The following is a 12,604-nucleotide window of genomic DNA, read 5'->3' as shown; positions in this document are numbered from 1 at the left end:
TTGTTATAAAGGTTAAAAAAATCAAATTAAACCAACTGCTCGCCCCAATGCAATTTTTGACGCAAGGTTTTGTAATACTGGTAATCGATGGGGTGCAGCACGCGCAAATTGTGGCGATAGCGGCGAATGGTAACCACGTCCATGCTTTGAATATCCACCACCGATTGTCCGTCATAATGCACACGCGCATCGCCTGCTTTGGTAATCAAAATGCAGATTTCGCCTGTGTCGGAAATCACAATCGGGCGATTGGTCATGGATTGCGGACAAATCGGCACAAGCGTAAAAGCGCGAAGTGTGGTCTGCAAAATTGGGCCACCTGCTGCCAATGAATACGCGGTAGAGCCTGTGGGCGTGGACACAATCAAGCCGTCCGAGCGTTGTGTATAGACAAATTCGCCGTTGATAAATACTTCAAATTCAATCATTTGACCTGTACCGCCGCGCGATAACACGGTGTCGTTCAACGCCAATGCTTTATGTATGACTTCGCCTGCGCGTGAAATAGACGTTTCCAGCACCAAGCATTCGTCCACCAAATATTTGCCGCGCAACATGCTGTCTAGTTCGGGCAACATTTTGTCACTGGTTACTTGGGTTAAAAAGCCCAAATGTCCTTGGTTTACGCCGATGAGTGGCACGCGATAGGGCGCGGCTTGTCGGGCGGCGGCTAAAAATGTGCCATCGCCGCCTAGCACCAAAATCAAATCGCATTGTTTACCCAAATCTTCGCTGACTTGGCAGCCTTGTGGCAAGGGTTCGTGTGTGCTGGCGGCGTATTCTGTATCTACATAAACATTGAGTTCTTGCTGTTGCAAAAAGCTGGACAGCTCGGCAATGACCGATGCGATGTTGGGGGTGCTGGGTCGGGTTACTAAACCGATGTGTTGGAATTGGCTTTTCATGGTGGCAAAGTCAATCAGAAGGAAAAGGCGATATTATAACGAAAAAGCAGCCTGCACATAGCTAGCTCAAAATTTTTAGAAACGCCGTCATTCTCGCGCAGGCGGGAATCCAACGAAATCATTTAGTTATCTATATTATTGTTTATTAACAAGAATACAACGTTGGATTCCTGCCCACGCAGGAATGACGACGCAATCTATTTCACAAAGCAGCCTGCACTACTCAAACCACCGCACCACTTCATCAACCGTTTTACGCGCTTTGGGTTTAATTTCGCCAGCGCGATAACCAAAGCTCACCATCACCGACACGCGCCATTCGTTTGTGTCCAAGCAGCCTGCATCGCTCAAAATTTGGTTTACGGCGGCGTAATCAAAGCCTTCAATCGGGCAAGAATCAATGCCCAGCAATGCCGCGCCTGTCATCATGTTTGCCAACGCAATATAAGTTTGCTTGCCAGCCCAATCCAACACGCTGCGTTCGCTGGCAAGAATGTCGGCATCGTGCTGCTGAAAACGCTGATATTTGGCGCGAGCGGCAACGGCGGCATCGCCTGTAAAACCGCGTCTGGCGATGATGTCGTCAAAAAATGGCGTGTCAAATCGGGCGTTGGTTTTGGCGGCAATCACAACCAAATGACTGGCATCGTCCACTTGCGTTGCCATGCCCCACGACACGGGTTTGAGTTTAGCGCGTAAATCGCTGTTTTGAATTACCAAAAATTGCCACGGCTCGCTGCCCACCGAGCTGGGCGACAGGCGCGCGCATTCCAAAATAGCCGCAAAATCGGCATCGCTAATCGTGCGATTGGGGTCGTAGGCACGCGTGGCGGCACGGCGGCGGAAGACTTCTAGTAATTGTTCGGGTGTGAGCTGGATCATAAAATTTCTTTCGTTATCTATAATCAAATGGAAAATTGTCCAACAACTGACGGTGTATGCCCATTGCTAGCTGAATAAATTTATAGTGAATTAAATTTAGATTAGTGCAGCGTTGCCAACTCCCTTATGTACTAGCTGTACACGGCGGTCGTTGTCGCCTTGTCCTAATCTAAATTCAATCCACTATAGCACATAAGGGCGTTGGCAACACCGTCCTATTGCAATTTCATTTCACTTTATCCGCTATAATCCGCTTTATTTTTTGGAATAGGAATACACCATGTCTCGCGCTTTTCAGCTTTTTGGCTTGCCTGTGCAGTTTGATTTGAACGCCGAGCAACTACATCAACAATATCGCACGCTTGCCGCACAATTTCACCCAGACCGTTTTGCAGCGGCAAGCGCATTTGAGCAAAAGCAGGCGATGATGATGTCGGCGGCAATCAATCAGGCGTATGAGCAATTATCGCACCCACTCAATCGCGCTGCCGAATTGTTACGCACCCAAAATATTGATGCCGATGCGCCCGAACATACGTCTTTTGCGCCCGAATTTTTAATGCAACAAATGCAATGGCGCGAAACGCTCATGGACGCGCAAATGGAGCAAGACGAAGCAGCAATGTTGGCATTGGACTCGGAAATCGCTGCCGAACAGCAAACTTCGTTGATTCAACTGCGCCAAGCCTTTGAGCAGCAGCAATATGAATCGGCAGCGCAACTGGTGCGACAAGGGCGATTTTTGGATAAGATGCGACAGGAAATTGCTAGCGCGTTGCCGTGATGTGATTGGGTATATAAAAAGCAGCCTGCACTTTTGCTTAATTCAAAGTGCAGGCTGCTTTTTCCATTTTAATGATTAATTTACGAACGGCTCGGCAAGCGATACACCTGCGCCAAAGCGTGAACCACGTTAGCATCATGCACACCCGCTTTGTTGAGTGCGCGTGTGGGCGAATGCAGCAATTTGTTGGTTAATTGCACCGACAGGCGTTCCAACACTTCTTCGGCTGGCGTGCCTTTTGCCAGTTGGCGCATGGCGTTGTCTAGCACTTGTTTACGCGCTTTTTCGCCTTCATCACGCAAGGCGCAAATCAACGGCACGCGCTGACGGCTTTGTTGCCATGTTAAAAATTCGCCCACTTTGGCTTGCACCATTTCTTCGGCTTGCTCGGCTGCGATTTGACGCGCTTCTTTGCCTTGTGCCACTCGTGCAGCCATGTCGTCCACCGTAAACAAAACCACGTTATCCAACTCGGCAACGCTGGCTTCAATGTCGCGTGGCACGGCTAAATCCAGCAAAAATTGGGTTTTGCCTGCGCGTTGGCTTGTCGATTTCGCCACCATTTCGCGCGTTACCACTGCATCTTGGCTCGCTGTGCAAGAAATCACCACATCGTAGCGCGACAAAATTTCTAGCACATTGTCCAAAGCACAAGCGGTTGCGCCCTGCCCTAACTGGCTGCACAAATTGGTTGCGCGTGTGAGCGTTCGATTAGCAATCATCAGGCTTTTGGGTTGTTTGGCAGCAAAATAAGTTGCCACCGATTCGTTCATTTCGCCTGCGCCAATAAACAAAACATTTAGGTTGCTAATATCGCCCAAAGTTTGCTCTGCCATACGCACGGCTACCGATGCCATGCTGACCACATTATCGCCCACGCCACTCATGCTGCGAACGTCTTTGGCAGCAGCAAACGTGCGTTGAAACAGCGCATTAAGCCATGTTCCCACGCCACCTTGTTCACGTGCCACTTGCACCGCGTTTTTCATTTGACCCAAAATTTGCGCTTCGCCCAACACCATGCTGTCCAAGCCGCAAGCGACACGGAATGCGTGAGCAATCGTTTGGCTGCAACCCAATGTGTACAAATAGGGGCGGATTTCGGCTTCGTTTACGCCTTGATAATTTGCCAGCCAGCGAATCACGGCATCGGCATCGCCCACGCAATACAATTCGGTGCGATTGCAAGTAGATAAAATAACCGCTTCGGCAACGATGTTTGTGCTTAAATCGTACACAGCATCGGGCAAATTGGCTGCGGCAAACGCCAATTTTTCGCGAATCGCCAAAGGCGCGGTGTGATGATTCAATCCAATAACAGTGAGTTTCATAATATTCAACGATTTATATGTTATACAAGCAGCCTGCACTTTGGGGCTGCTCGTTGGTTTATGACTGCGTTGAATTATAGCAAAAAATTAATGACATTTAAAAAATTTAAGTTTTTGGCTATCAAAATGCGAGGCATTCTCATTTAAGTAATGGTTTTTTGCAGGCTGCTTGCGTGTCGGTCTATAATGCGGTTTATTTTGTTAATAAAGGGCTGCGCTATGGATTTGCACGCCATTCGCCAAGAATACAGTCAGCGCGAATTGTCTGCGACACAATGCGCCGACAATCCGATTATCCAATTTGAACAATGGCTACGCGATGCCATGAACGCGCAAGTTGCCGAACCCACCGCCATGAACATCGCCACGGTTGATGCAAATGGTCGCCCCAGTGCACGGATTGTGTTGCTCAAAGAAGTAAACGAACAAGGCTTTGTTTTCTTTACCAATTATGCAGGACGAAAAGGTCAGGCATTGGCATATCAACCGTTTGCCGCACTCACATTTTTTTGGGCGGAATTGGAACGACAAGTCCGCATTGAAGGCAAAGTCAGCTTGCTATCCGAAGCCGAATCGGACGCTTATTTTGCCAGTCGCCCCTACACCAGCCGCATTGGCGCGTGGGCAAGCGAGCAAAGTCAAGTTATTGATAACAAATCTGTTTTACTGGCACGCGCTGCCAAATTTGCTGCCACGCACCCTGTTAATGTGCCACGCCCACCGCATTGGGGCGGCTATGTATTGCAGCCTGATTGCATAGAATTTTGGCAAGGTCGCCCCAGCCGTTTGCATGACCGCATTCGCTATCGCTTGCAAGACGATGGCTGGATTAAGGAACGCCTTGCTCCGTAAAATCGCATAAACAAAAAGTGCAGGCTGCTTTTTCGTATTTCTACTATTTTCGTAACCACCTTATATAAAGGAATTATCCATGAGCTTTTTGAAATTAACCGAACAAAACGTAAACGGTAAAACCGTGTTAATCCGTGCGGATTTAAACGTACCATTCAAAGACGGCAAAATTAGTGATGACACGCGCATTCGTGCGTCTTTGGCATCAATCCAATATTGCTTGGACAATGGCGCAGGCGTGATTGTGATGAGCCACTTGGGTCGCCCAACCGAAGGCGAAAGCAAACCCGAAGATGACGTTGCACCCGTAGCCGCACATTTGGGTAACTTGTTGAATAAAGAAGTCAAAGTGTTGAATGATTGGCGCGACAACAAACCAACGGTAAACGCTGGCGAAGTATTCATGTTGCAAAACGTGCGTATCAACAAGGGCGAAAAGAAAAACAACCCTGAATTGGGTCAAGCCTATGCGAGCTTGTGCGATGTGTTTGTGAACGATGCGTTTGGTACGGCGCACCGTGCGGAAGCATCAACCGAAGCGGTGGTGGCGGCGGCGCCTGTGTCTTGCGCGGGCATTTTGATGGCGGCTGAGTTGGACGCTTTGAGCAAGGCGTTGAAAGAGCCTGCGCGTCCGATGGTGGCGATTGTGGCTGGCAGCAAGGTTTCTACTAAATTGACGATTTTGGAAAGTTTGGCAGATAAAGTGGACGTGTTGATTGTGGGCGGTGGCATTGCGAATACTTGCTTGTTGGCGCAAGGCAAAGAGTTGGGCAAATCGTTGGTGGAAAAAGATTTGGTAAACGAAGCCAAAGCGATTATGGAAAAAATGGAAAAACGCGGCAATCCGATTCCATTGCCTGTGGACAGCATTGTGGCAACTGAATTTTCTGAAACGGCAACGCCAATCGCGCGTAACGTGGACGAAATCAAACCCGAAGAAGAAATTTTGGACATCGGCGAACAATCTCGCGCTCGTTTGGCGGAAATTTTGAAAAACGCTGGCACAATCGTGTGGAACGGTCCTGTGGGCGTGTTTGAATTTGACAACTTCGCGGGCGGTACAAAAGCAGTGGCAGAAGCGATTGCAGCAAGCAACGCATTCTCAATCGCTGGCGGTGGCGATACGTTGGCTTCTATTTCCAAATTTGGCGTTACCGACAAAATCAGCTACATTTCAACGGGCGGTGGCGCGTTCTTGGAATTTTTGGAAGGCAAAGAATTGCCAGCCGTTGCTGCGTTGGAAAAATTTGCTCAATAATTCAATCTAAATAAAAAAAGCAGCCTGCGTTTTTTGTCCGAATCTTTAATTTAGGTATAAAAAAGTGCAGGCTGCTTTTATTGAATCATCATGAATATTCAAGAAAACAAACCCTACACGCCTTTTGCGCTGGCAATGGTCTTTTTGGCGTTGCCTTTGTTTGCCCTACTCTACGACATTTTAACCGTGTGGATTGGACGACAATCGGGCATTTTGTGGGCAGTTAAACACGAACAAGTGTATTTGTTGCCATTGTGGGACACAGGCTTGCTTGCCATGAGCATGGTCGGCTTTATTTTTAACGCGATTATCGCGCTGTGTTTGGCAAAAGTCGCCGCGCAAAAACGAATGCGCCGTCATGTGCGATATGCGCTATATTTGGCTGGCGTGGGCGCGTTTGTGGCGTGGGGCTTTGCCATGATTTTGAGCGGTGCGCTGCAACTGGGTTGGCAAAAATCCAGCAGTGCAGGCTGCTTTTGCTATGCGATAACCGTGTTGATTTTGGCGACACAATTTCTGCCCAAACAGCTCACATTGGCGGTGGAACAGCCGATTGTGTTTCATAAGAATACGTTTCGTAGTAAAAAATAAGCGAAAAGCAGCCTACATTTTTTTAGTCTTGGCAAGCACATCAAAAACCTTTATTCTTGCCACTCTTTTCCACACCACACAAAGGACTGTTTTATGGCACAAGTAACATTCAAAGGCACGCCCGTAGAAGTACAAGGCACGTTGCCGCAAGTAGGTCAAACCGCACCCGATTTCACTTTGACCGCCACCGATTTATCCGACAAAACGCTGGCGGATTTTGCAGGCAAACGCAAAATTCTGAACATTTTTCCCAGCATTGACACAGGCGTGTGCGCGACTTCGGTACGCAAATTCAACGAACACGCCGCAAATCTGAACAACACTGTGGTGCTGTGTATTGCAGCGGATTTGCCCTTTGCCTTTGCGCGTTTTTGTGGCGCAGAAGGCATTGAAAACGTGGTGTCGTTGTCGTCATTCCGCAGCACATTTGGCGCGGACTATGGCGTGAATTTGGCAGGCAGCCCATTGCGCGGTTTGACCACTCGTGCCGTGGTTGTGTTGGACGAAAACAACCAAGTTTTGCACGCCGAATTGGTTGCCGAAATCGGTCAAGAACCGAATTATGATGCGGCTTTGGCGGTATTGGCGTAAGTGGTTTTCAGATAAAAAAGCAGCCTGCACTCTGTAAACAGAAAGTGCAGACTGCTGTTTTATTCTTCTACCCAGTCTTCTAGTTGTAAATTATTGATTCGTGAAAATTCTTTTGTGTTATGCGTAACCAACACCGCACCCACCGCCAACGCATGAGCAGCAATCCATAAATCATTATTGCCAATCGGTTTTCCTTGTTTTTTCAGTTGATTCGCCCAGTTGGCGTAATGTTCAGGCATCGCTTCGTGAGATGGCAACACGGAAATAATCCGCGTAAGTGCGTTTAAATTGGCTTGTGCTTTTTCGAGATTTTGGCTGCCATACGTGCCTTTTAGCAATTCAGCGTAGGTAACAAAACTCATCACTAATTGTGCACTATTCGGCAAATTATTGATTTTTTCGCGCACAGTTGGCGGATTATTTTTTTGAATATAAATCAAAATATTGGTGTCTAATAAATACATCATAATACTTCGCGTTCCTGTGGCGGTTCATTATCTCGCGCTTCAACGGTTGCGATAAAATCATCATCAAATTGCTGCAAAATCGCAAATAATTCATCACCGCGATTTTGCGGTTTGGGCGAACGCAAAACTACATCGCCATTTTCTGTGCGGAAAATTTCCACCGTGTCCACATCAAAACGAAAATTCATTGGAATACGAACGGCTTGGCTGTTGCCGCTTTGGAATACTTTGGTTAGCATGGTTTTCTCCGTATATATTGAAAATTTGATTGTATATATTAAATGGGATTTTTGCGGAAATCAATGTTTTCAGGCAGCCTGAAACCTAAAATCGTATAATCCCAAGTTCTCAAAATTTCACATTCAGGCAGCCTGAAAAAATGCAAATTATCCAATTCCCAAATTCCCCCTTCAAACTCCACCAACCCTTTCCCCCAGCAGGCGACCAACCCACCGCCATTGCAGGTTTACTAGACGGATTAGCGGACGGCTTGTCTAGCCAAACCCTACTCGGCGTAACAGGTTCAGGCAAAACCTACACCATGGCAAACGTCATCGCCCAAAGCGGTCGCCCAGCCATCATCATGGCACACAACAAAACCCTAGCCGCCCAACTCTACGCCGAAATGCGCGAATTTTTCCCCGAAAACGCCGTAGAATATTTCGTGTCCTACTACGACTACTACCAACCCGAAGCCTACGTCCCCAGCCGCGACCTATTCATTGAAAAAGACAGCGCAATCAACGAACACATTGAACAAATGCGCCTGTCCGCCACCAAAAACCTGATGACGCGCAATGACGTAATTATTGTCGCCACTGTGTCCGCCATTTACGGTATCGGCGACCCGACCGAATATCAACAAATGGTTTTATCGGTCAAAGAAGGCGACCAAATCGACCAACGTGACATCATCGCCACACTCGTGTCCATGCAATACGAACGCGGCGACGTGGATTTCAAACGCGGCTCGTTTCGCGTGCGTGGCGACGTGGTGGACGTGTACCCAGCCGAAAGCTCGGATTACGCGCTGCGAATTTCGCTGTTTGACGATGAAATTGACCGCCTATCGCTGTTTGACCCACTTTCAGGCAGCCTGCACCAACGTGTCGGGCGATACACCATTTTCCCCAGCAGCCACTACGTTACCCCACGCGACACCGTGTTACGCGCTTGCGAATCCATTAAAGAAGAACTGCGCCAACGCATTGAATTTTATACAAATGAAAACCGCCCAGTAGAACAACAACGCATTGAACAACGCACACGATTTGATTTAGAAATGCTGTATGAAATGGGTTTTTGCAAAGGGATTGAGAATTACAGCCGCCACTTTTCGGGCAAAAAAGAGGGCGAACCACCGCCAACTTTAATGGATTATTTGCCGAAAAACGCGATTTTATTCATTGACGAAAGCCACGTTACCATTGGGCAAATTGGCGCGATGTACAAAGGCGATGCCAGCCGCAAGCAAAATTTGGTTGATTACGGTTTCAGGCTGCCGTCCGCGCGTGATAATCGTCCGCTCAAATTCCACGAATTTGAACGCGCCATGCCGCAAACCGTGTTTGTGTCCGCCACGCCAGCCGCCTACGAAGCCGAACACGCAGGGCAAATTGTGGAACAAGTCGTGCGCCCGACTGGTTTGCTTGACCCTGAAATCATTATCCGCCCAGTTGGTACGCAAGTTGATGATTTATTGAGTGAAATCAATATACGCAAAGAAAAAGGCGAGCGCGTGTTGGTAACAACCCTAACCAAACGCATGGCGGAGCAACTGACTGATTACTATACAGAATTAGGCGTAAAAGTCCGCTATTTGCATAGCGATATTGACACGGTGGAGCGCGTGGAAATTATCCGCGATTTGCGTTTGGGGCTGTTTGATGTGTTGGTGGGGATTAACCTGTTGCGCGAGGGCTTGGATATTCCCGAAGTGTCGCTTGTCGCCATTTTGGACGCGGACAAAGAGGGCTTTTTACGCTCGCACCGCAGCCTAATCCAAACCATCGGACGCGCCGCCCGAAACGTGAACGGTGTGGCGATTTTGTACGCCGACAAAATCACCGACAGCATGAAATCCGCGATTGACGAAACCGAACGCCGCCGCGAAAAACAGATGAAATTCAACGAAGAACATGGCATTGTGCCGCAGCAAATCAATAAGAAAGTGAAAGATTTGATTGATGGTGTTTACAATGCAGAAACCGAAGTTTTAGGCAGCCTGAAAACGAAATCGAGCAAGAAAAAAGCATCGAAAACCGAAATCCGCACGGAACAGGACGCGATTGATGAAATTACGCGGTTGGAGAAACAGATGCAGCAAGCGGCTAGGGATTTGCAGTTTGAAGAAGCGGCTGTGTTGCGCGATAAAATTAGAGTGATTAAGGAGAGTTTGTTGTTTGGAGTAACAAATTAATTATTTTCTTACTATATCTATTGAAAATTTGAGACAGCATCTTAATTTTATTGAAATCTTTTAACCTACTAAATGTGAGGTATTCTATGGATAACGCTTTTTGTACATTAAACAATCAGACTTATACTGCGTACACATTTTCGCAATTAAGCCCAACTGTAATTTCTCAATTCAGAAGATTTCTGCAATGCCCTAGTTGCCAAGCTCCTGCTTTTTTTAGAAAAGCAGCTAGAAATGGACAAGCTGCTTGTTTTGGAGCGCGCCCACATAATGCAGGTTGTACTGAAAATGCTCCATTAACTCGACTAATTCATGGTGAAAATGATGATGAAGATGTCTTGCGCAATGATGGGCAACGAATTGTTCTAGATTTAAACTACGGCGCAGCTGAACCAGTAAATCATATCGATGAAAATGTGATTGATAATGGAGGCGCAAGAGGCGCACGATTTATAGGAAATGGAAATCGTCCCAATGCTGTTGCTCATCGTAGATTAAGAACATTATTACGCAGTTTGGTTTGTAATCCAGATTTTAAAAATTCAACACAAATTCTTGAAATTAATGGACAAGAAAGATTAATCAACGAATTTTTTGTCCAATTTAATCAGATTACCGCAAATTATATAAATCAATTTCATGGATATTGGGGGCAAATTACTGATATTGGTATTTCTCCTAATGATGGCACTATTTGGTTAAATTCAGGAGGTCGTGATGATGTGAGCTTATGTTTACCTCCTGAAATTCAAGCGGCTTTTCTTGATAGATTTCGCAGAAATGATGCCGAAGATTTAGTTAGTGATTACATATTATATTTAGGTAGTTTACAACGGTCTCAAAATAATAAATATTACATATTAATTAACGATATAGCATTTGTATCACTTTACTAACTAATACAATAAGCAAGCGTAGATACTGTCGCTCAAGTCAATCCCAAAAACTAAAAATATTGACTAAACAGGTTCTGCCACACGAGCTTCGTAAACCGATTGATGCTTAAGCACACCAAAGCAAATATGCACCAACTTACGCATTGCTGCCCCTACCGTTTGCATCTTCACCTTACCACGCGCAAGCATACGCTCTCGGAGTAGCTTAATATCAGGATTAAAACGACAAGCATTAATTACAGGAAAGTACAGCAATGCTCTCATGGCATTGTTACCGCGTTTGCTCAATGTTACCTTGCCTTTGTTGACCCGATTCCCTTTTTCTTGGAACTATAGTGATTTAAATTTAGAACCTGTATTCACAAACAACTATTTGATAAATTTTAATATTTGTGAAATATACCCTAGTTTAACAAAATTTTCAGCAAATAAATTCGTCTGCTCAAAATCTTTTGCTAAACGTCCAGACCAACCTAACCATGCAAACGTTCGTTCTACAATCCAACGTTTGGGCAAAACAGTTAAACCCAATTGCTCTGATACTTCACACTCAAATATATTCCGATAACCTGTGTCTGCACAGAAACCTTTTAAACTCGGATAGGTCTCAAACGCTTTTTTTGCTACAAAAATACCTGCTTTTGTGTCATGAATATTGGCTGCATGAACCACAACAGACAATATAGTGAATTAAATTTAGATTAGTACCGCGTTGCCAACTCCCTTATGTACTAGGTGTACACGGCGGTCGTTGTCGCCTTGTCCTAATCTAAATTTAAACCACTATAATCCTAAAAACGCTGTCATTTGTGATGCTTTGGTAAACTGTTTGCTTCGATATAATACTTCCATTCGCGTAGACGTTTCTCTGCCTACGCAGGCAATGGTTTGCAACAATGCCACATCATTTTTCAAATCAGGGTGACGGTTAATGTGGTCGTCCATATCATGTTCCAAATCAGCAATGCTTTGGGTTAATGCTTGACGGATTTGGTGGATGGACAATATCACTTCATCAGGTACTCCGCTAATTTGTGCAACGTGTAGGCGATTGTCTTCCCGTTGCAAATCAGGTTTCAGCGCATCTAGACGGTTAAGTTTGGCTTTCAATTCTCGTACAGATTTGGGCTCTGGTTGCCATATAGCTGGATTTCGTTCTGCACCAAATCGGGCGATGATTTGGCTATCACCTTTGTCAGTTTTGTGTACTGCGCCTAGCGATTGTGCGTAGCTGTGAATATAGGCTGGATTGACAATACTCACTGCTACTCCTTGATCATTCAGGAAGTAGGCAAGTAGTTCGTGATAAACACCTGTGGCTTCCATAATGATGTGTACGGTGGTTAAATTGGTGGTGATGTTTTTGCGAATACATTCGAGTAATTTTAGGCAGCCTGCAGGATTGTTCTCTAGAACTTTGCTGCGGTAAGTATGCTTATTGCGGTCTTTGAGCCATGAGACATCAAATTTTTGTGATGCTGCATCTATGCCGATAATGTGTGTATAGGGTAATGTTGGATGATCCATCAGTGTCTTTCCTTGTTCATGCAGTGTCTACGGGTATGATACCGTGCACTTGGATACTGTTCAGATTGAAAGATGGGTAGTTGAGTAGGTTTATCTACACT

Annotated in this window: 14 protein-coding genes; 7 read left to right on the top strand and 7 right to left on the bottom strand. The window is 46.1% G+C overall.

Annotated features, from left to right (window positions below):
- Nucleotides 1-26: 26 nt before the first annotated feature.
- Both BQ5809_RS03365 and BQ5809_RS03360 read right to left on the bottom strand, forming a co-directional pair.
- Nucleotides 27-905, bottom strand: coding sequence for an NAD(+) kinase (locus BQ5809_RS03365; RefSeq protein WP_003785182.1), 879 nt, complete (start codon nucleotides 903-905; stop codon nucleotides 27-29).
- Between the two features lie 219 nt (nucleotides 906-1,124).
- Entirely contained in the window at nucleotides 1,125-1,787 is a 663-nt protein-coding gene (locus tag BQ5809_RS03360) for an NAD(P)H-dependent oxidoreductase (protein ID WP_003785179.1), read from the bottom strand.
- Nucleotides 1,788-2,067: 280 nt separating this feature from the next.
- On the opposite strand from BQ5809_RS03360, the gene hscB reads away from it, so the two are divergent.
- Nucleotides 2,068-2,571 (top strand): Fe-S protein assembly co-chaperone HscB, encoded by a 504-nt coding sequence (gene hscB / locus BQ5809_RS03355; RefSeq protein ID WP_003785177.1) that lies wholly within the window; start codon nucleotides 2,068-2,070, stop codon nucleotides 2,569-2,571.
- A gap of 80 nt (nucleotides 2,572-2,651) precedes the next feature.
- Here hscB and hemA read toward each other — a convergent pair whose 3' ends face one another.
- Nucleotides 2,652-3,902 carry a glutamyl-tRNA reductase gene (gene hemA / locus BQ5809_RS03350; protein WP_003785176.1) on the bottom strand — a complete coding sequence of 417 codons (1,251 nt, stop codon included), beginning with the start codon at nucleotides 3,900-3,902 and terminating at the stop codon, nucleotides 2,652-2,654.
- A gap of 219 nt (nucleotides 3,903-4,121) precedes the next feature.
- Between hemA and pdxH the strand changes: the two genes are divergently transcribed.
- From pdxH to tpx, 4 genes are all read left to right on the top strand, one after another.
- On the top strand, nucleotides 4,122-4,754 hold the full coding sequence (pdxH, locus tag BQ5809_RS03345; protein WP_003791386.1) for a pyridoxamine 5'-phosphate oxidase: 633 nt from the start codon (nucleotides 4,122-4,124) through the stop codon (nucleotides 4,752-4,754).
- A 79-nt stretch (nucleotides 4,755-4,833) separates the two neighbouring features.
- Entirely contained in the window at nucleotides 4,834-6,012 is a 1,179-nt protein-coding gene (locus BQ5809_RS03340; protein WP_003785170.1) for a phosphoglycerate kinase, read from the top strand.
- 90 nt (nucleotides 6,013-6,102) lie between these two features.
- Entirely contained in the window at nucleotides 6,103-6,603 is a 501-nt protein-coding gene (locus BQ5809_RS03335; RefSeq protein WP_003785168.1) for a hypothetical protein, read from the top strand.
- A 93-nt stretch (nucleotides 6,604-6,696) separates the two neighbouring features.
- Nucleotides 6,697-7,194, top strand: coding sequence for a thiol peroxidase (gene tpx / locus BQ5809_RS03330; RefSeq protein ID WP_003785166.1), 498 nt, complete (start codon nucleotides 6,697-6,699; stop codon nucleotides 7,192-7,194).
- Nucleotides 7,195-7,253: 59 nt separating this feature from the next.
- Here tpx and BQ5809_RS03325 read toward each other — a convergent pair whose 3' ends face one another.
- On the bottom strand, nucleotides 7,254-7,661 hold the full coding sequence (locus tag BQ5809_RS03325; RefSeq protein WP_003785163.1) for a type II toxin-antitoxin system VapC family toxin: 408 nt from the start codon (nucleotides 7,659-7,661) through the stop codon (nucleotides 7,254-7,256).
- Complete coding sequence (locus BQ5809_RS03320) at nucleotides 7,658-7,900, bottom strand: antitoxin (RefSeq protein WP_003785161.1); 243 nt, start codon at nucleotides 7,898-7,900, stop codon at nucleotides 7,658-7,660. Before BQ5809_RS03320 ends, BQ5809_RS03325 begins: the two co-directional genes overlap by 4 nt.
- 140 nt (nucleotides 7,901-8,040) lie before the next feature.
- On the opposite strand from BQ5809_RS03320, the gene uvrB reads away from it, so the two are divergent.
- Nucleotides 8,041-10,080 (top strand): excinuclease ABC subunit UvrB, encoded by a 2,040-nt coding sequence (uvrB, locus tag BQ5809_RS03315; protein ID WP_003785160.1) that lies wholly within the window; start codon nucleotides 8,041-8,043, stop codon nucleotides 10,078-10,080.
- Between the two features lie 86 nt (nucleotides 10,081-10,166).
- On the top strand, nucleotides 10,167-10,976 hold the full coding sequence (locus tag BQ5809_RS03310) for a hypothetical protein (protein ID WP_003785159.1): 810 nt from the start codon (nucleotides 10,167-10,169) through the stop codon (nucleotides 10,974-10,976).
- 369 nt (nucleotides 10,977-11,345) lie between these two features.
- Here BQ5809_RS03310 and BQ5809_RS11535 read toward each other — a convergent pair whose 3' ends face one another.
- Together BQ5809_RS11535 and BQ5809_RS03295 are read right to left on the bottom strand one after the other, a co-directional pair.
- Nucleotides 11,346-11,648 (bottom strand): transposase, encoded by a 303-nt coding sequence (locus BQ5809_RS11535; RefSeq protein WP_003785157.1) that lies wholly within the window; start codon nucleotides 11,646-11,648, stop codon nucleotides 11,346-11,348.
- Between the two features lie 111 nt (nucleotides 11,649-11,759).
- Nucleotides 11,760-12,503 (bottom strand): IS110 family transposase, encoded by a 744-nt coding sequence (locus BQ5809_RS03295; RefSeq protein ID WP_003785156.1) that lies wholly within the window; start codon nucleotides 12,501-12,503, stop codon nucleotides 11,760-11,762.
- Nucleotides 12,504-12,604 lie beyond the last annotated feature (101 nt).

The organism is Kingella kingae ATCC 23330, assembly GCF_900111845.1.
GTDB lineage: Bacteria > Pseudomonadota > Gammaproteobacteria > Burkholderiales > Neisseriaceae > Kingella > Kingella kingae.
This window is presented reverse-complemented; position numbering and strand designations above follow the sequence as displayed.